Raw genomic sequence first — 20,566 nt, forward strand, 5'->3', positions numbered from 1 at the left:
CACTCCTCCGCACCCCGACCAAAATCCAGTCGAAGATCAACCAACCCCGTCAGGAGGCAGAGAAACGACCGCAGGCCCCGCTCTTCAGCAGCGCCGCCGTCGATGAATGCGTTATAGCCAGAGCCTCCCAGAGGGTCAACAGTTAATTTCGATTTTTTTTGCGCGCCCTCCATCGTGCTTGAAATCAGAGGGTTATGCCGCCGAACGCTGGGCGCGCGATGGCGTCGACGTCGTGCCGTGGGTTTGCTTTTTGGCTCCTGATCAAACCCTTTTTGCAAGCAACAGACCGCCTGGAAGCCCCGCAATCAGCCGCCGAGAAACGGTTCCGGCCAAGCGATCGGCCGCTCATCCCGCAGGATGTTGAACTCTCGCTCTGCGGCGCAAGATAACCTCTGGGCCTGGTTGGCGTGGGGGATGCGATGAACGCCTTGAACGATATCGTCGAGTGGTGTCGGCAGGAACGCCAGAGGTCGAAGAAGCTGATACTGGCGTTGGAGTCAGGTCGTTCACGACATGCGGAAGACCGCGGTCATGGCTGGGTTGATGTCACCACCGCAACACTCTCACGACTGAAATTGCATGTCGCGGAGCTGGACGAGCTTCTTGGTGAGTATGAGGCAGAGCGCTCGGCTGGAGCGGACACGCCGTCGCATAAAGAGGGCCGCTCGATTTAGCGATGCGGGTTGGCGGCAACCAGGCCTGCAGGTGAGAGCCCGTCAGCGACGTCCTGCCTGCCGACTGACGCCCCGCTCTGAAACGACGACGCGCTGCCCGGCCTGTCGCTCAGGTCGGAAGACGTGTGGGGGACCGGAAAAGCGCCACTCTCGCAATCGCGTTTATTCATTGCGGATTTCTGGCGTGAGATGGTGCCCAGGAGAGGACTCGAACCTCCACGGCTTTCACCACTGGTACCTGAAACCAGCGCGTCTACCAATTCCGCCACCTGGGCATGTGGCGCTTCTCATAGGGGAGGCGCGGCGGTTCTGTCAATGCGGACCTACGCGAAAAAATCACGCGGCGTGCAAAAACCGCGGTGGGGCGGCTCCGCGCCTCATTTCCTTTGCGGTCAAATTTCGCTAGAGCACGGGCGAAGAATTTGCGCCGGCCCGACCGGCGCGGCGAACGGAGCAACAGGCATGAGCGGCGTGAACGTTGGCGCGGGACGCGTGGTCACAGTGTTTGGCGGATCGGGCTTCGTGGGACGCTATGTCGTTCGCGCGCTTGCCCGCGACGGCTGGCGGGTGCGCATCGCCTGCCGGCGGCCGGATCTCGCCTTCCATCTGCAACCGCAGGGCCGCGTCGGACAGGTCATGGCTGTGCAGGCGAATGTGCGCCACCCCGAATCGGTCGCGGCGGCGCTGCGGGGCGCCTCGGCGGTCGTAAATCTTGTCGGCATTCTCGCGGAGGCTGGCGCCCAGAAATTCTCCAAGGTGCAGTCGGAAGGCGCCCGCGCGATCGCGGAAGCCGCCAAAGCCGCCGGCATCGAGACTGTCGTGCATATTTCGGCCATTGGCTCCGATCCGAATTCGGCCTCCGCCTATGGCCGCAGCAAGGCGGAGGGCGAGGCGGCCATGCTCGCCGCGATTCCGACAGCCGTGATCCTGCGGCCTTCCGTGATTTTCGGGCCGGAGGACGACTTCTTCAACCGCTTCGCCACGATGGCCCGCTTCTTCCCCGTGATCCCGGTGGTCGGGGCGCAGACCAGGTTCCAACCCGTCTATGTCGGCGACGTGGCGGAAGCGGTCGCCACGGCCATCGCAGGCCGCGCCAGAGCCGGGACGATCTATGAGCTTGGCGGCCCGGAGGTGAAGAGCTTCGGCGAACTCGTCGAGTATATCTTGAAGGTCACCGAACGTGACCGCCACGTCGCCCGGCTCTCCTTCGCGACCGGCAAGACCGTCGCGGGAGTGACCCAGTTGCTCACCAAGATGTCGCTGGGCCTGTTCCCCACTCTCTTGCGCATGACCGCCGATCAGGTCGAGCTGCTCAAACACGACAATGTGGTCAGCGAGGAAGCGATCCGCGAGGGACGCACGCTGCAGGGTCTTGGGATCGAAGCGCAATCGATCGAGGCGATTGTCCCAACCTACCTCTATCGCTATCGCAAGACCGGCCAGTATCAGGACCAGCGCCTGGGGGCTTGATCTCCTTCTACCTTCGCGATTTTCGGCCGGGGCGCGCCCCGGCCGTTTCCACTTAAAGCCGGCGTCGAATCAAATTTCCGCTCCTGCCACGGCAAAGCTGCACGCATCTTGCTTTCAAAGCACTGCACAGCTTCAGTCTCAATTTAGGCAAGGGGGTTTCCGATGTCGCTTCATCTCAATCTCAGCAATGGGGGCAGGGTCGCCGCGACTCAGCTCAGCCCGCGCGGCAGCCGCCCGCTCACCTGGCAGGCGCCCAGCGGTAAGGCAGTCACCTGGCATTCGAAGGCAGGAGACCTCGCGTCCGCAAATCAGGCCGCGACAATGCGGGGCGCCTCTGTCGGGGCGCAAAACCCGGCGAGCCAGATGTTCAAAAGACAGTTGGGCACTCTCGCCGCGCAGCCGCGGCCAATCGGCGAGAGAAGGGTCGCTCTGCAAGGCAAGGACTCTGCGAGGCTGTATTCAACGGCTGCGGGCAACGCGAAACAAAACACGCGCGCCGAAGCCAGAAGGCTTTTGGAAAACTACCGCAGCGGGCGCGTCGAGCCCCTGAGGGACCTCTACCCTCGGGAAGACAGCCACTTCGCAAGCTGGTTCGCCATCAATGTCCCAGCCAAATTCAGGAATGTGACCGCGCTCCGGCCTGTTGAAATCTCGCAGGAGTCCCTGCTTGCTTTCGAGCGGCAGGTCGACGCGAAAATAAGCGGTTCGGCGCCGGGTGATAGCAATCTTACGGCCGAACTGAAGGAAATGACCGCGGCTTTCGTCAGGCAGGAGGCGGCGAGTCCAGAAAACAGGAGCCTGTTTGGCGTCACGCTCCAGACAAGACGGGAGATCCTGGGCCGGGAGGACCTCGAACCCGAGCAAAAGGCGGCAATGTTTGTTTTCCTCGGCGACCTGAAGGATTGGGGGTATCTGCAAGGCGGCGACGCCGATCTTCGGAAGACCGTGCCAAACCTCGACCAAAGCCTGCGTTTCGTAAAGAACAGCATCGCCCATGTTTCCAGGACGGTGCTCTCCGGCGACCGGATAGCGGACCTCGGAGACGGGCGCTTCACGATCTCCCTCGCGGACAACGTTGCGCCACAACTGACGCCTGACCGCCTGGCCGCCGCACTCGACAGCGCTGAAAGACTGGCCGTTGGAACCTCGGCCCTGAGCGAAGCTCTGACGCATGGCGACGCGGGGACAGCCTCCCGGACGGAAGGTATGAGAGAGCTATTGGGACGAGCTCGGAAATATGCCGAGACGAGCTATGCCGCCGATGCGCCGCGCGACAGAATTCCCGGCGCCGTGGAGAGTTGGGTCAATATCACCAATGCGAATTTGCCTGCCGGCCTTCCGCCGGTGAGCGCTTTTCGGCCGATGACGCCGCAAGAATGGAGACAGATCGAGGAAGATATCGAAAACCATATCGCACGTCTTCAGAATGAGACGGACCGCGCGCTGCTCGACCCGCGAAAGGTTTCCCCCCCTCTGACGACCGGGCCAGATGGCGTCCCGGACGCCATCAAAAAGGTGATCGACTTCCGTGTCGGCGTCAGCTCCGGCGAGAACTGGGAGGCGGACATCTCGTTTCAGATGGGCGTGATGATCGGGGAGGAAATGGGAAACGACGAACCGGTCCAGGCGGCCGCCGCATCGTCTCTCTTTACCGCCATGCTGAGAAAATACATGCCATCCGATCAACTCGTCTTGATAAGCGACGCAGGCATGCAGGACTGGAACACGATTCTCGACGTCGCGAAGGATCTGGCGAGGCGGGCCTACTGACGACGTCCTGACAGCGGCAAGCCGTGAGCGCCATCAGCGCCGTTCGGCTGCCCGCATATCAGCGCGCCGCTGCTCACCCGGTTTTCGACAGTCGCTTATGGATCCGCGACATGAAAGCAACGCCGAAGAGCGGAGTCAGCACATTGAGCCCCGGCGTCGCGACAAAAGCCGCGATGAAGAGGCCGGCGAGAAAGAGCTGCGGCGCGTAACGGCGCCGCAGGTCGACCGCCTCCTCGAGCGGGCGGAAGCGCGTGGCCGCGAAGAGGAAATATTCGCGCCCCAGCAGATAGGCGTTGGCGAACAGAAACGCGACCGCATTGATCCCCGGAACCAGCAGCAGCAACAGCGCGATGATGTTCACGCCCGCCGACACAAGCGCGAAACGCACCCCCATGAGGATCGCCTGGGAGGCGGGAATCGCGCGCCCGCGCATGTCCGGCGGATAAAGATCCGCTTCGACGACATCGGCGAGGTCGTCGAGAAAGAGGCCCGTGACGAGGACCGAGATCGGGCCGATGAGGAAGGCGAGGAAGATGAAAAGGCCGAGCCCTGTCGCATAGGTGAGGGCAAGCTGAAGCCAGGGATGATTGACGGCGACGTAGGACAGGGCGAGCTTGTCCAGACCAACCCAGGCCAGCGCCAGGAACAGGAAGGTCATCCCCAGGCTCTTGAGGAGCACGTTCCGGAAGGGCGGCGAGAAGATTTCCCGCAGCGCCGCGAGCGCTGAGTCGAACATGACGGTCATGGAGCGATCCCTGTCTGCCGCGCGCGACGCGGCCGCCCTGCACATGGCGCTGGCGCGCAATGCGCGCAAGAGGCTTGAGTCCGTCGGCACTCACCCAGGAAAGACGGTTGCCGTGCGAGACCGCAGTCGGGACGCTGTCGCTCCGAACGGGGCCGGAACGGCCCGGCTTCCGGACAAGCCCCGCGCCGAAACCGGCGGTGGGGCTGAAGGCGCTGGCGATGACGAGAGCGTGGAAGAGCTGACCCCCCTGCCCGATCACCCCGCCTTGGCGGCCTCCCGCTGGGCGAAGCCCAGGCGGATGTTGAGTTCGTGGAGAAGCTGCTCGGCGGCCACGGGGATGTTGGTCCCCGGCGGGAAGATCGCGGCGGCGCCGAAGTCGTAGAGCGCCTGAAAGTCATCCGGCGGAATCACGCCGCCGACGACCATCATGATGTCCTTGCGGTCCACCCGCGCCAGCGCGTCGCGCAGTTCGGGGGTCAGCGTCAGATGGCCGGCGGTCATGGTCGAGACGCCGACAATATTCACGTCCGCTTCCTTGGCCTTCTGGGCCACCTCGTCGGGCGTGGCGAAAAGGTCGCCGATGATCACGTCGAAGCCCATGTCGGCGAAGGCCGAGGCGATCACCTTCTGGCCGCGATCGTGGCCGTCCTGGCCAATCTTGGCGACGAGAATGCGCGGCTTGCGGCCGGTGTTCTCCTCGAAGTCGCGGGTCATGCCGACGACGCGGCCGACCTGGGCGCTGTCCTTGCCGGCTTCCTTGGCGTAGACGCCGGAGATGACATTCGCCTTCGGCTTGTGGCGCGTGAACACCTTTTCGAGCGCGAAGGAGATTTCGCCGACGCTCGCCTTGGCGCGCGCCGCCTTGACGGCGAGATCGAGCAGATTGCCGGTCCCCGACGAAGCGGCTTCCGTCAGCGCATCAAGCGCCGCCTGAGTCGTCGGTTCGTCGCGTTCGGCGCGCAGGCGCTTCAGCTTGTCGAGCTGGGCGGCGCGAACGGCGGCGTTGTCGACCTTGAGCACATTGGGCTTGGCGTCGTTCTCGGGGCGATATTTGTTCACGCCGACGACGATCTGCGTCCCGCTGTCGATGCGCGCCTGCGTCTTGGCGGCGGCCTCTTCGATGCGCTGCTTGGGCACGCCCGCCGCGATGGCCTTGGCCATGCCGCCGAGCTTCTCGATTTCCTCGATGTGATCCCAGGCCTTCTTGGCCAGTTCCGCCGTCAGGCGCTCGACATAATAGGAGCCGCCCCAGGGATCGATGACGCGGGTCGTGCCGCTTTCCTGCTGGAGAACGATCTGCGTGTTGCGGGCGATGCGGGCCGAGAAGTCGGTCGGCAGCGCCAGCGCCTCGTCGAGCGCATTGGTGTGGAGAGACTGGGTGTGGCCCTGCGTCGCCGCCATCGCCTCCACGCAGGTGCGGATCGAATTGACGTAGACGTCCTGCGCGGTGAGCGACCAGCCCGAGGTCTGGCAATGGGTGCGCAGCGTCAGGCTCTTCTCGGATTTGGCGCCGAGATCCTTCATCAGCCGCGCCCACAGCAGGCGCGCGGCGCGCAGCTTGGCCACTTCCATGAAGAAATTCATGCCGATGGCGAAGAAGAAGGACAGGCGCGGCGCGAAGGCGTCGATGTCGAGCCCCGCGGCGACGCCGGCGCGCACATATTCCACGCCGTCGGCGAGGGTGTAGCCGAGCTCCAGATCGGCCGAAGCGCCCGCCTCCTGCATGTGATAGCCGGAGATCGAGATCGAGTTGAACTTCGGCATATGCTTGCTGGTGTATGCAAAAATGTCCGACACGATCCGCATGGAGGGGTCCGGCGGATAGATGTAGGTGTTGCGCACCATGAATTCTTTGAGAATGTCGTTCTGGATCGTGCCGGTGAGCTTGTCCGGCGAAACACCTTGCTCTTCCGCCGCCACGATGAAGAGCGCCAGAACCGGCAGGACCGCGCCGTTCATGGTCATGGACACCGACATCTGATCGAGCGGAATGCCGTCGAACAACGTGCGCATGTCGTAGATCGAATCGATGGCGACGCCCGCCATGCCGACGTCGCCCATGACGCGCGGATGGTCGGAATCGTAGCCGCGATGGGTGGCGAGGTCGAAGGCCACCGAGAGGCCCTTTTGGCCGGCGGCCAGATTGCGGCGGTAGAAGGCGTTGGAGTCCTCTGCCGTGGAGAAGCCGGCGTATTGGCGGGTCGTCCAGGGCTGGGCGACATACATGGTGGAATAGGGGCCGCGCACGAAGGGCGCGAGGCCGGGGTAGCCGTCCACGAAGGAGAGGCCCTCCACATCCTGTGGCCCATAGGCGTTTTTCACCTCGATCCCCTCGGGGGTGAGCCAGTTCCGCGACGGCGCCTCCTGCGCGACGGAGACGGGGGCGAAGGGGATTTTGGTGAAATCGGGGATCGCGGACATTTTACCCTCGGCTGTTTCCGATTGTCTCATAACCGAGAGGCGGCGCGGGCGCAAAGTCCGGCTGCGGCCCCCTTGTGCGACAGCTTGAAGCAAGCGGCGCCGGGTAACCTTGACGGGAAGGGCCGCATTTCCGGGCGCCCCGCAAGCGGAGGCCAGAATGGATTTCGAGAGAGCGATCGCCGCCCATGTCGAGTGGAAGACCAAGCTGCGCGGCGCCATCGTGTCGCAGTCCGCCCTCGACGCCACGGCCGCGGCAAAAGACAATGTCTGTCCGTTCGGCCAGTGGCTGCATGGGGAGGCGCGCTCGAAATATGCGCATCTGGCTGATTTCTCGACCTGCATGCAGGCCCACGCCACCTTTCATCGCGAGGCTGGCCGGGTCGCGGCTCTGATCAACGCCAGGCAATACGGGGAGGCCACAGCGGCGCTTGACGCCAATTCTCCCTACGCCAAGGCGTCGATGGACACGACGGTCGCCATCACCAAGCTCAGGCGCGAAATCGGCGCGTAGCTGGGCGGTCAGCGCTTCTGGATCGAGGTCAGATAGGCGAGCAGCGCCTCCACCTGCCCGGAATCGAAGCGAAACTGCGGCATGTCGAGCCCCTCGTGGCCCACCACGATCCCCTCCCCCAGCGCCTCCTCCAGATTGGAGAGAGGGTATCGGCGGGACAGGTTCCGAAACGGCGGCGATTTCGGATTGGGGCTCGCGCCACTGCGCCCAATGGCGTGGCAGGCGCTGCAATTGCGCTTGGCGATCGCGGCGCCCCGGCGCAGCGTCTCCGGCGAGGCCGCCTGAGCGGCGGCGCCAAAAAGCCCCGCGAGAAGCGCGGAAAGGCCGAGAAGGCAAAGCGGGCGGGCGGCGAATCGGACCATGCGGCAAAGACTAGCGGCCGCCCGCGCGACTGTCATCACACGCTACTGGCGAACGACGAGAACCGAACACCTGGCGTGACGCACGATCGTCTTGGCGTTGGAGCCGAGGAGATAGGTCGCCATCGTCGGCCGATGCGACCCGACGACGATCAGATCCGCGCCCCAGTCCTCGGCCTCCGCGAGGACTTCCGGATAGACCGCGCCGAAGCGGACGATCGAGGACACGCGCTCATGCGGCAATTCGACCTTCGCCGCCAGCGCGGCGAGATCCTTCTCGGCGGCCTCGCGCATCTCCTCATCGAAGTTCGGCGGGATATAGTCCACGAAGGCCACCGGCACGAGCGGCTGCACGTTGATGAGCCGCAGGCTGGCCTCGGCGCCGGTCTTCGCCAGCGCCAGCGCGGCGTCGAGCGCATGCGTCGTCATTTCGGGGTCGCTCAGATCCACCGGCACGAGAATCTTTTTGTACATCGCCGCCTCCCTGCAATCTTTTGTCTGTTCCATGCATCAGATAGCCCTTTTTCGCGAAGGGCGCGAGCCAATGCTGACAGCGGCGCGTTCTCGCGAGAAAGCGCCGCCGCCGATCTGGAAGGACGGTTACTGCTTGCGGGTCAGGCGGCTGACGGCGTCTTTTGTCGCCACGAAGGTTTCCATCGACTGCGCGCGCCTGGAGGTGGCATGGGAAACCGCCGCCTTGATCTCCTCCACCGTATAGGGCTTGGGGATCACCAGCACGGGCTCCAGTTCGCCGGTCTGCAGCCATTGCGGCACGGCGGTGACGAAGATGACCGCTGCGTCGATGCTTTTCAGCATCTCATTGACCGCCAGAATGCCGGAGCTGCCGTCGGCCAGCTTGACGTCCGCCACCACCACGGCGGGGCGCGCCTTCAACCCCAGCGAAAGCGCCTCCTCCTGCGTGCGCGCAGGGCCGATCACGCGATGGCCCAGATCGCTCACGATCAGTTCGATGTCCTTGGCGATGATGGACTCGTCCTCGATGACAAGCACGTCGAGGGCGCGCCGCTGGCGCTTCATTCGCGGGCTGTTCGCCGTCTCTGGCGTCTGCACGTCTTCCGAAGGGAGGTTCACGATCTGCCTCGTCCGTCGCAGCCGTCTGCGGTTCGCGTCGATGTCGCTCGAGAGGCGCGCGGGCCGCCCGTCTGCGGACGCGGCCATGGCTGCAATGCTGTTTAACGCGCCCGTTCTCAAACCGTTCCGGCGGCTGGTCTTTTTCTCCTCCAGAGCAGCTTGGGCGCAACGTTTGCGGCATTTTGTCTCACCTTGGGCCTCCTTGCCCAAAGTGAGCGTCCAATCGTTGATTGGGCGTGAGGCCCCCACTAGGGTAATCGCAGTCAGCCCCTCCCCTCAGCTGACTTCCGCCCTCCTCGGGCGTTCTCCCCCGACTTGGGCTGCTGGCGACAGCAGCCCTTTTTCCTTTTCGGGGTCAGACGTAGGACTTGAGCGCCCGGATTAGCTTCACCAGCCTGCGCATCTCGCGGGCCCAGAACTGCTCGTAATCGAGGCGGATGACGGGGATGTCGCCCTTCGTCGTCGGCTGCCACTTGTCGTGGTCCACTTTTTCGATCAATCCGCGCGCCTGCAGCGAGATCAGCTTCCGCCGCACGGTCTCCCGCGCGATTCCGGTGAATTCGGCGATGCGGGAGAGCGTGGGCGGCGCGGCCCAGTAGCCGTCCTGGTCGTGATGCTCCTGCGTGCGTCCGCGCTCCTCGCGCAGGTAGTAGCGGGCCACGAAGATGAAGACGAGCAGCTCGTCGAGATCGCCGTTGAACACCTTCCGGAAATCAATGAGCTGCGCGACCAGAAACTCGATGAACTCGTGCTGGAAGGTGACGTAATTCTCCTGCACGACCGTGTCTGGAAACACCTTCTCGTCCTGGGACATTCGGCTTCCTGTCCGATGATGCGGGCGCCGGTGCGCCGTTCGCCGAAACATAAGCGCTCGACTGTCCGGCGCAAAATGCCCGGCCGCGCCATCAGACGCCTTTCGTCAGAAACTTCCGCGCCGGCGGACGCTGATGGCCCTTCTGCGGCAGGCGCCGCCCCTCTCCCGCCTTGCCGGTCCCCGCCGGCTGCCAGGCCGGCACGAGCTGATGCTTGCCGGGGCCAATCAAATCGGCACGGCCCATGGCCTTCAGCGCCTCTCGCAGGATCGGCCAGTTCTCGGGGTCGTGATAGCGCAGGAACGCCTTGTGCAAGCGCCGCTGGCGGAGACCCTTCACGGCGTCCACCGGCTCCGACGCGCCGCGCCGGACCGGCTTCAGCGGGTTGAAGCCGCTGTGGTACATGGCGGTCGCGAGCGCCATCGGCGAGGGCAGATAGGTCTGGACCTGATCGGCGCGGTATTTGTTGCGCTTCAGCCAGAGGGCGAGATTCATCATGTCTTCGTCGGTCGTGCCCGGATGCGCGGCGATGAAATAGGGAATCAGGAAATAATCCTTCTTCGCCGCCCGCGCCGCCGCGTCGAACAACTGCTTGAAGCGGTCGTAGGAGCCGATGCCCGGCTTCATCATCTTGGAGAGCGGGCCCTCCTCCGTATGTTCGGGCGCGATCTTGAGATAGCCGCCGACATGATGCTCGACGAGTTCGCGCACATAGGCGGGGCTCTTGACCGCGAGATCGTAGCGCACGCCCGAGGCGACCATCACCCGCTTGATTCCGGGAAGCGCGCGCGCCTTGCGATACAGCGCGATCAGCGCGTCGTGGCTCGTGTCGAGGTTCTTGCAGATGTCCGGATAGACGCAGGAGGGACGCCGGCACAGGGCCTCGGTCTCCCTGTCCTTGCAGGCCATGCGATACATGTTCGCGGTCGGCCCGCCGATATCGGAAATGACGCCCGTGAATCCCTCGGTCTTGTCGCGGATGGTTTCAATCTCGCGAAGGATCGAGCCTTCGGAGCGGGACTGGATGATGCGCCCTTCATGCTCGGTGATCGAGCAGAAGGAGCAGCCGCCGAAACAGCCGCGCATGATCGTCACCGAATGGCGGATCATCTCCCAGGCGGGGATTTTCGCGCCCTCGTACGAGGGATGCGGCGCGCGGGCGAAGGGCAGCTCGTAGACCGCGTCCATCTCCTGCATGGTGAGCGGAATGGGCGGCGCCGTCAGCCAGACATCGCGATCCCCGTGCATCTGGGTGAGCGGCCGGGCGTTGCCGGGATTGCTCTCCTTGTGGAGCACCCGCGAGGCGCGGGCGTAGGCCTCGCGATCCTCCCGCACCTGCTCGAAGGACGGCAGGCGGATCACGATCTGCTCATCCGCCGCGCCGGCGCCGCCCCGCCGCCGCCCTTCGCTGGCGTCGTCGAGATCGTCCGCATGCGCTTCAGTCCAGCCCGCGGGAGTCGCGTCTCGCGCGAAGGCGAGCCCGCGGATGTCGGAAAAATCCTGATCGAGCCCGCGCCGGGCGATGCGATGCGCGACCTCGACCAGCGCCCGCTCGGCGTTGCCATAGAGCAGCAGATCCGCCTTGGCGTCGAGCAGGACCGAACGGCGCACCTTGTCCGACCAATAATCGTAATGGGCGATGCGGCGCAGGGAGGCCTCGATGCCGCCCAGAACGATGGGGGTCTCCGGGAAAGCCTCCCGCGCCCGCTGGGCGTAGACGATCACCGCGCGGTCGGGCCGTCTGCCGCCCTCCCCGTTCGGCGTATAGGAATCATTGTGGCGCAGGCGACGGTCGGAGGTGTAGCGGTTCACCATGGAGTCCATGTTGCCGCTGGTGATCCCGAAGAACAGATTGGGCCGGCCCAGCGCCCGGAAGGCCGTCGCGTCGCGCCACTCGGGCTGGGCGATGATGCCGACCCGGAACCCCTGCGCCTCCAGCAGCCGGCCCACAATGGCCATGCCGAAGCTCGGGTGATCGATATAGGCGTCGCCCGTGACAAGTATGATGTCGCAGGACTCCCAGCCCAGCGCCTCCATCTCCGCGCGCGACATGGGCAGGAAGGGAGCCACGCCGAAGCGACGCGCCCAATATTTGCGGTAGGAAAAGAGCGGCTTCGCGCTCTGCGGTTCTGAAGCGGCCATGATCTCGGGGGTTGGCTGTTGGACGCCGGAAGGCGCCTCTTTCCGATCAGTTTAACATAGGCGCCGGCGGGGCCCGAAAGACTTTCGAGCTTTGCTATTGAAGAAGCGGCGGGCCATGCGGTAGGGAACCCCCGACCGGCAAGGCGGCTGCCTCCATTTTGTGGTTCATGCGCGTGGTTTGCGCGCCTGCTTTCAGGACCTCCATGCGCGACTCCCACAGACTTCAGGCTGTCCAGACGCCGATCATCCCGGTCGTCGCCGATCTGATCCGCGCCAATCCGGGGACGATTTCCCTCGGCCAGGGCGTGGTCAATTACGGGCCGCCGCCGGCCGCGTCGGTTCAGATCGCGCGGTTCCTCTCGGAGCCGGAGAACCATAAATATCAGGCGACGTCCGGCCTGCCTGCCCTGCTGGAGAGCCTCGCCCGCAAGCTTTCCGTGGAGAATGGCGTCGACGTCGGCGCGGCGCATGGCGTCGGCCTGATGGTGACCGCCGGCGGCAATCAGGCCTTTCTCAATGCGGCCCTCGCCATTCTCGACCCCGGCGACGAGGTCATCCTGCCGGTTCCCTATTATTTCAATCATGAGATGGCCATCGTCATGGCCAGCGCCCGGCCTGTCCTGGTCCCAACCGACGGGGATTATCAGCTCGACGTCGACGCCATCCGCGCCGCCATCACGCCGCGGACCCGCGCGATCCTGACGGTCTCGCCCAACAACCCCTCCGGCGCCGTCTATCGCGAGGATGATCTGCGCGCGGTCAATTTGCTCTGCGCCGAACATGGGCTCTTTCACCTCAGCGACGAAGCCTATGAATATTTCACCTATGACGACGCGCGACACTTCTCGCCCGCTTCCATCCCGGGCGCGGCGGCGCATACGATCTCGCTCTATTCCATGTCCAAGGCCTATGGCTTCGCGAGCTGGCGCATCGGCTGGATGGCGTTCCCAACGCAGCTCGAGCCGGCGTTGCGGAAAATTCAGGACACGGTGATCATCTGTCCGCCGGTCATTGCCCAATACGCCGCGCTCGGCGCCCTCGAAGAGGGAGCCGCCTTCGTGCGGGAGAAAGTCGGGAAGCTGGCAAAAACGCGCGCCATGGTGAAGCGCGAACTCGCGCTCCTGCAGGAAGAGGGCCTGGCCGACGTTCCCGACGCCGCCGGCGCATTGTATTTCCTATTGCGTCTCAAGACGCCCCTTGCCCCGCTCGACTATGCGACCAGACTGATCGAGGAGCACCGCGTCGCCGTGATACCCGGAAGCGCTTTCGGATTGACGCAAGGCTGTTACCTGCGCGTCGCCTATGGCGCGCTGCAAGCCGAGACGGCGGCCGAAGGCGTCGGACGCCTTGTCTCGGGCGTGCGCGCGCTTGCGAGATAATCCGCTCAGGATTCCAATTCTTTCTGAAGCCGCTCGCCAATCGCCTTGCGGGAGCGGGCGGCGCTCTGGTCTCCCGCGAGGGTCTTTGCTAGAAGGCGGCCCGGTAGATTGGTCTGTTTTGCGTGGAGTTGAGACAAATGAAAAAATTCGGGCTGGCATGCGCCGCATTGACGCTTGGGCTCTCTTCCTGCGCCAGCATTGGCGCGCAGGACACGGAGAACATGCTGGCCGCGGCGCAATTCACCATGAAGCCGGCGGACACGCCCGCCAAACTCGCCAATCTCAAGGCGATGCAGCAATACAAGCTCGTGCCGCATGTGAAGAACGGCAAGAATTTCTACGTCTACGCCGACGCCGCCGGCTGCCAGTGCGTCTATGTCGGCAACGACGCCGCCTATCAGAATTATCAGCAGATGCGCATTGCCAGGAACATCGCCAATGAGCAACTCATGGCCGCCGAAATGAACCAGCAGGCGATGATGGACTGGGGCGCCTGGGGTCCGTGGGGGCCGGGATTTTATTGATCCCGGCGACGACGCCGATGCGCGAAACGACCCGGCGTCAGACGTCGCCCTTGAGAGTTCTCACCAGCTTCACCAGCCGCTGCATGACGCGCCGCCACACCGGCTCATAGCGCGTCCGGATCACCGGCTGACCGTCCAGAACGGTCAGTCGCCAATTGTCGTAGGGTCCCTTTTCCAGCAACCCCTTGCTTTCAAGGCGTTGCAGCTTGCGGCGCACAGTCTCACGCGGGATTTTGGTCAGTTCCGCGATGCGCGAAAGCGTCAGATGGCGATTGGAGCCCAACTCGTCCTCATCCATGGCGGGATTGGCGCGCTCGTCTCTCAGATAATATCGCGACACCGACATGAAGATCAGCAGCCCGTCCAGATCTCCTTCGAAGATCGTTCGCATGTCGACGAGATGGGCGAACAGAAATTCGATGAACTCGTGCTGAAACTTCACATAATTTTCTTCGACGACGGTCTGCGGCGTCGATGGGTTATGCGACATCCCGGGTCCCTCCGTTCCAGTCTGGACGCCCGATGGCTGCCGGCGAGAGGAAGCCCGGCGGGCGAACGGCCTGCTCACGCAAAGCCGCCGCCTCAGCTCGCTGCGGGAAAGCCCTGATCCGGCGCCGCGCTTCTAACTCTCCTTAAAAAACCCGACCATTCCGACGAGCGTGAGAGGAAAGATCACAATAAGGCCGAGGAGCAGCAGGATGATTGTCGATCCCGGCGAGAGAAAAAACGCCGCAAGCAGCAGGATCACAGCGCCGCCCAGAATCCGAACGGACTTTTCCTTGTTGTAGTCCAGTCGCCGCGCAAGCTCGGCCGTCGTCTGAATCCACAGGTGCAGGGGATGCGGCTGATCGGACATCAGCACGATTTCGACGCGGTCCTTGGGGGGAGTCATCATCAGCGCCTCTCCAATTCACTTGCCGCATCGGTCGAGACTAGCAAAGTTCACAAGCAAGAGCGACCGTGGCCGTCCAGGACATGCGGACGCCCCTGCCCGGCTAGACGTGATCCTTCAGCGCCTTGACGAATTTCACGACCCGCTCCATCTCCCGGCGCCATTCGTGCTGATATTCCGTCCGGATGACGGGGAATCCGTCCTTCACGGCGATCCGCCATTCGTCACGCGGGCCTTTCTCGATGAGGCCTCTGCCCTGGAGCTCGTGCAGCTTCCTGCGGACGGTTTCGCGCGGGATTTTCGTCTGAGCCGAAATCCGCGTGGCGCTGAATCCGCGGCTGTCGAACTCATCACATCCCGGCGACAGTCCCGCGCGCTCATCTCTTAAATAAAAGCGCGAGATGGCCGTGTAGATGAGCATAGAGTCCAAGTCGTTTTCGAAAACAGACCGCATGTCGACGAGTTCAGAGAACAGAAACTCCAGGAACTCGTGCTTGAACAAAGCATATTTTTCTTTGACGACCGTCTGAGGAAAAATCACTCCCTGGTCGGACATCTTGCTTTCCCACCCTAGAACACAATGCCGAGCGAATGTAATAATCACTCTTAGCCGTTACAATGGGTTCGTGGCAAGGTCTGGAGGCAAAATCGGACGGGGGGACGGCGCGGCTTGCCTGAACGCGGCCCTGCCGCTGGAGGTCATCCGGACCTGATGGTTCGCTCGGAAACAATGGTAGCGGAGGAGGGATTCGAACCCCCGACACAAGGATTATGATTCCTCTGCTCTAGCCAACTGAGCTACTCCGCCCCGGACCGTCTTGGCGCGGCCTTGAGACGGGTGCGATATAGGTCGCGCCCATGCGCCAAGTCAAGCGGCTCATGGACCGTTCCGACAAAAAGGCGATCAGGGCGGAGAGCGGCCAGGGAGCGCCTCCAAGGGGCGGCGACTGGAGGGTCGCGAGGGGGCGCGCGGCTTGCCGCCTCAAGAGCCTTTTCTTTGCCGGTCCAGCATGCGACAAGCCGGGCGCGGCAAGCCTGCCGGCGCGTCACGCCGCAAGCTCGACAAGGAACTCATCGGGTAGCGCGCCCATGTCGGTCAAACACCCCATCATCTCGATCACGGGCTCGTCCGGCGCGGGCACGAGTTCCGTCAAGGCCACGTTCGAGCAGATCTTCCGTCGCGAGAGGATCGAGGTCGCCTATGTCGAGGGCGACAGTTTCCATCGCTTCGACCGCGAGGAAATGAAGGCGAAGATGGCCGAGGCGCAGGGCAGCGGCAATTACAACTTCAGTCATTTCGGCCCGCACGCCAATCTCCTCTCGGAGCTCGAAAATCTCTTCCGCGAATATGGCGAGACCGGCTCCGGCCGCTACCGCCACTACGCCCACGACGAGAACGAGGCCGCCCTGCTGGGCGTCCCGCCCGGCCGGTTCACCGACTGGGAGGAGCTGCCTCCCAACACGGACGTCCTCTTCTATGAGGGCCTGCACGGGGCGGTGGTGACCGACGAGGTCAACGTCGCCCGCTACGCCGACCTCAAGATCGGGGTGGTGCCGGTCATCAATCTCGAATGGACGCAGAAGCTTCACCGTGACCGCCATTCGCGCGGCTATACGACCGAGGCCGTCACGGAAACGATCCTGCGCCGCATGCACGATTACGTGCATTACATCTGCCCGCAGTTTTCGGAGACCGACATCAACTTCCAGCGCGCGCCGACAGTCGACACCTCGAACCCCTTCGTCGCGCGCTCCATTCCCACCCCCGACGAGTCCATCGTCGTGATCCGCTTCCGCGAGCCGCGCGGGGTTGATTTCCCCTATCTCGTGGCCATGATCGCCGGTAGCTGGATGTCCAGGGCCAATTCCATCGTCATACCGGGCAACAAGCTCGATCTCGCGATGCAACTCATCCTCACGCCGAGGATTCTCGAACTCGTCCGGCGCCGCAAGAGCGCGACCTGAAAGTAATGGGAAATGTCAGACTTGACTGAAGCCGCCGACACGCGCAACTGCGCCAACGCCATCCGCGCGCTCGCCATGGACGCCGTGGAAAAGGCCAAATCCGGCCATCCGGGCATGCCGATGGGCATGGCCGACGTCGCGACCGTGCTGTTCCAGCGCTTCATGAAATTCGACGCGGCCGAGCCCAGCTGGCCGGACCGCGACCGCTTCGTGCTCTCGGCCGGTCACGGCTCCATGCTGCTCTATGCGCTGCATTATCTGCTCGGCTATCCGGGCATGAGCCGCGCCGATCTGGAAAACTTCCGCCAGTTCGGCGCGCCGACCGCCGGTCATCCGGAATATGGCCATGCGCCTGGCGTCGAGACGACGACGGGGCCGCTGGGCCAGGGTCTCGCGACCGCCGTCGGCATGGCCATCGCGGAGCGCCTCACGGCCGCGCGCTTCGGCGACGATCTTATCGATCACAACACCTATGTGATCGCCGGCGACGGCTGCCTGATGGAGGGCCTGAGCCACGAGGCGATCGACCTTGCCGGCCATCTGAAGCTCTCGCGCCTGATCGTGATGTGGGATGACAATTCCATCTCCATCGACGGTCCGACCGACCTCTCAACCTCCATGGATCAATGCGCGCGCTTCGCCGCCGCCGGCTGGCACACGCAGCGCGTCGACGGCCATGATCCGGAAGCCGTCGCCGCCGCCATCGCGAACGCCAAGGCCGATCCGCGCCCCTCCATGATCGCCTGCCGCACGGTGATCGGCTATGGCGCGCCCGGCAAGCAGGGCAAGGAATCCGTGCATGGCGCGCCGCTCGGCGAAGCCGAGATCGCCGCCGCCCGCGAGGCCCTCGGCTGGCCGCACACGCCCTTCGAGGTGCCGGAAGCAATTCTCGCCGCCTGGCGCGCCGCCGGTCGTCGCGGCGCCGGCGCCCGCGAGGCCTGGGAGAAGCGCCGCGCCGCCTCCCCCAAGGCGCGCGCCTTCGACACCTTCATGAAGGGCGACGTCGCGGCGGAAGTCGCCGGGCCGCTGGCGGACTTCCGGGTGAAGCTCGCCGCCGAAAAGCCGAAGGTCGCCACCCGCAAATCCTCCGAAATGACGCTTGGCGTCATCAATGAGGCGACGGGGGCGACCATCGGCGGTTCGGCCGACCTCACGCATTCCAATTTCACCATCACCAAGGGCATGGGCTCGGTGCGGCCGGGCGACTTCTCCGGGCGCTACATCCATTACGGCGTGCGCGAATTCGGCATGGCTGCGGCGATGAACGGCATTGCGCTCCATGGCGGCTTCACGCCCTATGGCGGCACCTTCCTTGTCTTCTCAGACTATGCGCGCGGCGCAATCCGCCTTTCGGCGCTCATGGGCCTGCGCGTTGTCTATGTCCTCACCCACGACTCCATCGGTCTGGGCGAAGACGGCCCGACGCATCAGCCGGTCGAGCATCTCGCCTCGCTGCGCGCCCTGCCCAATCTGCTCGTCTTCCGTCCGGCCGACGCCATCGAGACCGCCGAGTGCTGGGAGCTGGCGCTGGCGCAGACGGCGACCCCTTCCATGCTCTCGCTGTCGCGCCAGAATCTGCCGACGCTGGAGCGTCCGGTTCACGAGAATCTCTCGGCGAAAGGCGCCTATGTCCTGCGCGAGCCGGCGGGCGGCCGTGACGTGACGATCCTCGCCACCGGCTCCGAGGTCGAGATCGCCCTTGCCGGCGCCGATCTGCTCGCCGCGAAGGGCGTCAAGGCGGCGGTCGTCTCCATGCCCTGCTGGGAGCTCTTTGAGGCGCAGCCGGCGAGCTATCGCGCTCAAGTGCTGGGAACGGGGCCGCGCGTCGGCGTCGAGGCGGCGGTGCGGCTCGGCTGGGATCGCTGGCTCGGCGACAACAGCGCCTTCATCGGCATGTCGGGCTTCGGCGCCAGCGCGCCGGCGGCGCAGCTCTACAAGCATTTCGGCATCACCGCCGAGGCCGTGGCCGAGGCGGCGACGGGACTGCTCGCCGCGCGGTAAAGCGGAGACGTCGCAATGGAGTCGCAGGGGCGCGGAGCTGCTATGATGCTCAGGCCGCGCCTCCCGCCGGGGCGCGCCGAGACCAATGGACGCTGCATTGAGCGACGAGCCCGAAAATCTGACGCTGGCGCTGCTGCGCAAGCTCGATCGGAAAATGGACGCGCTCGGAACTGAGCTCCGGGCCGACATCGCCGACGCCAAAGCCGAGCTGCGCGCGGAAATGCGGTCGCTCAGAGCCGATGTCGCCTCCGACATGATGGACCTCGACAAGCGGCTCTCGGAACAGGAAAGGCGGCTCTCGGACCAGATCGTGGGCCTGCGCTGCGCGGTGGTCGAGTCTCATTCTTCCGCCGTTGGGCATGGCGTGCTGCTGAGCGAACTGGAAGAGCGTCTGAGCCGCGTCGAGCGGCATGTGGGCCTCGCGTCCGAAACGCATTGAGCGAACCCTTTTTTGAGCCCGCCGGGTTCGGCCCCGGGCAAGGTTGGCTAGCCCTTCGAACATAGCCGGCAAGTCCGGGCGAGTTCCCGCCACTGGCCCTTGACCCCTGTCCGATGTAGATAACCGCGCAAGGTCCCGCTATCCGAAACGGCAACCGCCTCTGAAAGGGAGAATCGTCCCAATGGCCCTCGTCACCCTGCGCCAGCTTCTCGATCACGCCGCCGAGCACGACTATGGCGTGCCCGCCTTCAACATCAACAACATGGAGCAGGGCCTCGCCGTGCTCGAGGCGGCGTCCGCGGTCGACGCGCCGGTGATCATCCAGGCCTCGCGCGGGGCGCGCAGCTACGCCAACGACATCATGCTCGCCAAGATGATCGAGGCGCTCATCGCCATGTATCCCGACATTCCGATCGTGATGCATCAGGACCATGGCAACAGCGAAGCCACCTGCGCCAGCGCCATCCGCTTCGGCTTCTCCTCGGTGATGATGGACGGCTCGCTCAAGGCCGACGGCAAGACCCCCGCCGATTATCAATACAACGTCGACGTGACCCGCCGCGTGGTCGATCTCGCCCATTGGGTCGGCGCTTCGGTCGAGGGCGAACTGGGCGTGCTGGGCTCGCTCGAAACCGGCGAGGGCGAGAAGGAAGACGGCCACGGCGCCGAGGGCAAGCTCAGCCACGACCAGCTTCTCACCGATCCCGCCCAGGCCGAGGACTTCGTCGCGCGCACCAAGGTCGACGCGCTCGCCATTGCGATGGGCACGTCGCACGGCGCCTATAAATTTTCCCGCAAGCCCGACGGCGCCATTCTCGCGATGAATGTGATCGAGCAGATTCACAAGCGCCTGCCGAACACGCATCTCGTGATGCACGGCTCGTCCTCGGTGCCGCAGGAGCTCCAGGACGCCTTCAACGCGGCGGGCGGCGAGATGCCCCAGACCTGGGGCGTGCCGGTCGAGGAGATTCAGCGCGGCATCAAATTCGGCGTGCGCAAGATCAACATCGACACGGACTGCCGCATCGCCATGACGGCGGCGATCCGCGCGACGCTCGGCAAGAACAAGGGCGAGTTCGATCCGCGCAAATATCTGAAGCCGGCGCAGGAGGCGATGGTGAAGGTCTGTCGCCAGCGCTACGAGGAATTCGGCACGGCGGGGCAGGCCTCGAAGATCAAGCCGATCCCCATGGCGGAAATGGCCAAGCGCTACGCCAGCGGCGCCCTCGACCCGCAGTTCGCGTCGAAGAAGGCGGCGGAGTAGCCCCTCCCCCAACCCGCTTCGCGCGGGCGAGGAAACCGCGCCCGGAGGACGCCGGGAGCGCTGATCACGAGCGTTCCCTCTCCCGTGAAAAGGGGGAGGGACCGGG

The 20,566-nt window shown here is 64.5% G+C and carries 21 protein-coding genes and 2 tRNA genes; 10 read left to right on the forward strand and 13 right to left on the reverse strand.

Annotated features, from left to right (window positions below; genetic code table 11):
- Positions 1-278, reverse strand: a 278-nt coding sequence (locus ACR652_RS02705; RefSeq protein ID WP_434504985.1) for a hypothetical protein, incomplete at its 3' end; no start/stop codon positions are given.
- Positions 279-419: 141 nt separating this feature from the next.
- Between ACR652_RS02705 and ACR652_RS02710 the strand changes: the two genes are divergently transcribed.
- Positions 420-674: a hypothetical protein gene (locus ACR652_RS02710; protein ID WP_434504986.1), complete on the forward strand. Its 255-nt coding sequence runs from the start codon at positions 420-422 to the stop codon at positions 672-674.
- A gap of 190 nt (positions 675-864) precedes the next feature.
- Here ACR652_RS02710 and ACR652_RS02715 read toward each other — a convergent pair.
- Positions 865-949 (reverse strand) — tRNA-Leu (locus ACR652_RS02715).
- Positions 950-1,136: 187 nt separating this feature from the next.
- Between ACR652_RS02715 and ACR652_RS02720 the strand changes: the two genes are divergently transcribed.
- Positions 1,137-2,144 carry a complex I NDUFA9 subunit family protein gene (locus ACR652_RS02720; protein ID WP_434504987.1) on the forward strand — a complete coding sequence of 336 codons (1,008 nt, stop codon included), beginning with the start codon at positions 1,137-1,139 and terminating at the stop codon, positions 2,142-2,144.
- A 513-nt stretch (positions 2,145-2,657) separates the two neighbouring features.
- The gene (locus ACR652_RS02725; protein WP_434504988.1) at positions 2,658-3,914 is read left to right on the forward strand and encodes a hypothetical protein; all 1,257 of its coding nucleotides are present in this window, start codon (positions 2,658-2,660) and stop codon (positions 3,912-3,914) included.
- A gap of 73 nt (positions 3,915-3,987) precedes the next feature.
- Here ACR652_RS02725 and ACR652_RS02730 read toward each other — a convergent pair whose 3' ends face one another.
- Positions 3,988-4,659: a sulfate transporter family protein gene (locus tag ACR652_RS02730; protein WP_434504989.1), complete on the reverse strand. Its 672-nt coding sequence runs from the start codon at positions 4,657-4,659 to the stop codon at positions 3,988-3,990.
- Between the two features lie 255 nt (positions 4,660-4,914).
- Positions 4,915-7,080, reverse strand: coding sequence for a methylmalonyl-CoA mutase (gene scpA / locus ACR652_RS02735; protein WP_434504990.1), 2,166 nt, complete (start codon positions 7,078-7,080; stop codon positions 4,915-4,917).
- Between the two features lie 157 nt (positions 7,081-7,237).
- On the opposite strand from scpA, the gene ACR652_RS02740 reads away from it, so the two are divergent.
- Positions 7,238-7,591: a CZB domain-containing protein gene (locus ACR652_RS02740; RefSeq protein ID WP_434504991.1), complete on the forward strand. Its 354-nt coding sequence runs from the start codon at positions 7,238-7,240 to the stop codon at positions 7,589-7,591.
- A gap of 8 nt (positions 7,592-7,599) precedes the next feature.
- Here the strand turns inward: ACR652_RS02740 and ACR652_RS02745 are convergent, their stop codons facing one another.
- The 5 genes from ACR652_RS02745 to ACR652_RS02765 form a co-directional block, all read right to left on the reverse strand.
- The gene (locus ACR652_RS02745; RefSeq protein ID WP_434504992.1) at positions 7,600-7,953 is read right to left on the reverse strand and encodes a c-type cytochrome; all 354 of its coding nucleotides are present in this window, start codon (positions 7,951-7,953) and stop codon (positions 7,600-7,602) included.
- Between the two features lie 42 nt (positions 7,954-7,995).
- Positions 7,996-8,424 carry a universal stress protein gene (locus ACR652_RS02750; RefSeq protein ID WP_434504993.1) on the reverse strand — a complete coding sequence of 143 codons (429 nt, stop codon included), beginning with the start codon at positions 8,422-8,424 and terminating at the stop codon, positions 7,996-7,998.
- Between the two features lie 126 nt (positions 8,425-8,550).
- Entirely contained in the window at positions 8,551-9,042 is a 492-nt protein-coding gene (locus ACR652_RS02755; protein WP_434504994.1) for a response regulator, read from the reverse strand.
- Between the two features lie 355 nt (positions 9,043-9,397).
- Positions 9,398-9,856 (reverse strand): helix-turn-helix domain-containing protein, encoded by a 459-nt coding sequence (locus tag ACR652_RS02760; RefSeq protein ID WP_434504995.1) that lies wholly within the window; start codon positions 9,854-9,856, stop codon positions 9,398-9,400.
- Between the two features lie 91 nt (positions 9,857-9,947).
- A complete protein-coding gene (locus tag ACR652_RS02765) occupies positions 9,948-11,996 on the reverse strand; it encodes a YgiQ family radical SAM protein (RefSeq protein ID WP_434504996.1) in 2,049 nt (682 codons plus the stop codon).
- A gap of 203 nt (positions 11,997-12,199) precedes the next feature.
- Here ACR652_RS02765 and ACR652_RS02770 point away from each other — a divergent pair, with 203 nt between their 5' ends.
- Together ACR652_RS02770 and ACR652_RS02775 are read left to right on the forward strand one after the other, a co-directional pair.
- Positions 12,200-13,375: a pyridoxal phosphate-dependent aminotransferase gene (locus ACR652_RS02770; RefSeq protein ID WP_434504997.1), complete on the forward strand. Its 1,176-nt coding sequence runs from the start codon at positions 12,200-12,202 to the stop codon at positions 13,373-13,375.
- A 137-nt stretch (positions 13,376-13,512) separates the two neighbouring features.
- Positions 13,513-13,899 carry a hypothetical protein gene (locus tag ACR652_RS02775; protein ID WP_434504998.1) on the forward strand — a complete coding sequence of 129 codons (387 nt, stop codon included), beginning with the start codon at positions 13,513-13,515 and terminating at the stop codon, positions 13,897-13,899.
- A gap of 37 nt (positions 13,900-13,936) precedes the next feature.
- Here the strand turns inward: ACR652_RS02775 and ACR652_RS02780 are convergent, their stop codons facing one another.
- From ACR652_RS02780 to ACR652_RS02795, 4 genes are all read right to left on the reverse strand, one after another.
- On the reverse strand, positions 13,937-14,389 hold the full coding sequence (locus tag ACR652_RS02780; protein ID WP_434504999.1) for a helix-turn-helix domain-containing protein: 453 nt from the start codon (positions 14,387-14,389) through the stop codon (positions 13,937-13,939).
- A gap of 132 nt (positions 14,390-14,521) precedes the next feature.
- Positions 14,522-14,794 carry a hypothetical protein gene (locus ACR652_RS02785; RefSeq protein WP_434505000.1) on the reverse strand — a complete coding sequence of 91 codons (273 nt, stop codon included), beginning with the start codon at positions 14,792-14,794 and terminating at the stop codon, positions 14,522-14,524.
- Between the two features lie 100 nt (positions 14,795-14,894).
- Positions 14,895-15,347: a hypothetical protein gene (locus tag ACR652_RS02790; RefSeq protein ID WP_434505001.1), complete on the reverse strand. Its 453-nt coding sequence runs from the start codon at positions 15,345-15,347 to the stop codon at positions 14,895-14,897.
- A 175-nt stretch (positions 15,348-15,522) separates the two neighbouring features.
- A tRNA-Met gene (locus tag ACR652_RS02795) sits at positions 15,523-15,599 on the reverse strand.
- A 281-nt stretch (positions 15,600-15,880) separates the two neighbouring features.
- Between ACR652_RS02795 and ACR652_RS02800 the strand changes: the two genes are divergently transcribed.
- The 4 genes from ACR652_RS02800 to fba all read left to right on the forward strand — a co-directional run bounded on the left by ACR652_RS02800 (position 15,881) and on the right by fba (position 20,460).
- Positions 15,881-16,756, forward strand: a complete 876-nt coding sequence (locus ACR652_RS02800; RefSeq protein ID WP_434505002.1) for a phosphoribulokinase — start codon at positions 15,881-15,883, stop codon at positions 16,754-16,756.
- 75 nt (positions 16,757-16,831) lie between these two features.
- Positions 16,832-18,757, forward strand: coding sequence for a transketolase (gene tkt / locus ACR652_RS02805; RefSeq protein ID WP_434505013.1), 1,926 nt, complete (start codon positions 16,832-16,834; stop codon positions 18,755-18,757).
- Positions 18,758-18,854: 97 nt separating this feature from the next.
- Positions 18,855-19,196 (forward strand): hypothetical protein, encoded by a 342-nt coding sequence (locus tag ACR652_RS02810; RefSeq protein WP_434505003.1) that lies wholly within the window; start codon positions 18,855-18,857, stop codon positions 19,194-19,196.
- A 181-nt stretch (positions 19,197-19,377) separates the two neighbouring features.
- Positions 19,378-20,460, forward strand: a complete 1,083-nt coding sequence (gene fba, locus ACR652_RS02815) for a class II fructose-bisphosphate aldolase (RefSeq protein ID WP_434505004.1) — start codon at positions 19,378-19,380, stop codon at positions 20,458-20,460.
- Positions 20,461-20,566 lie beyond the last annotated feature (106 nt).

Source organism: Methylocystis sp., assembly GCF_051061225.1.
GTDB lineage: Bacteria > Pseudomonadota > Alphaproteobacteria > Rhizobiales > Beijerinckiaceae > Methylocystis.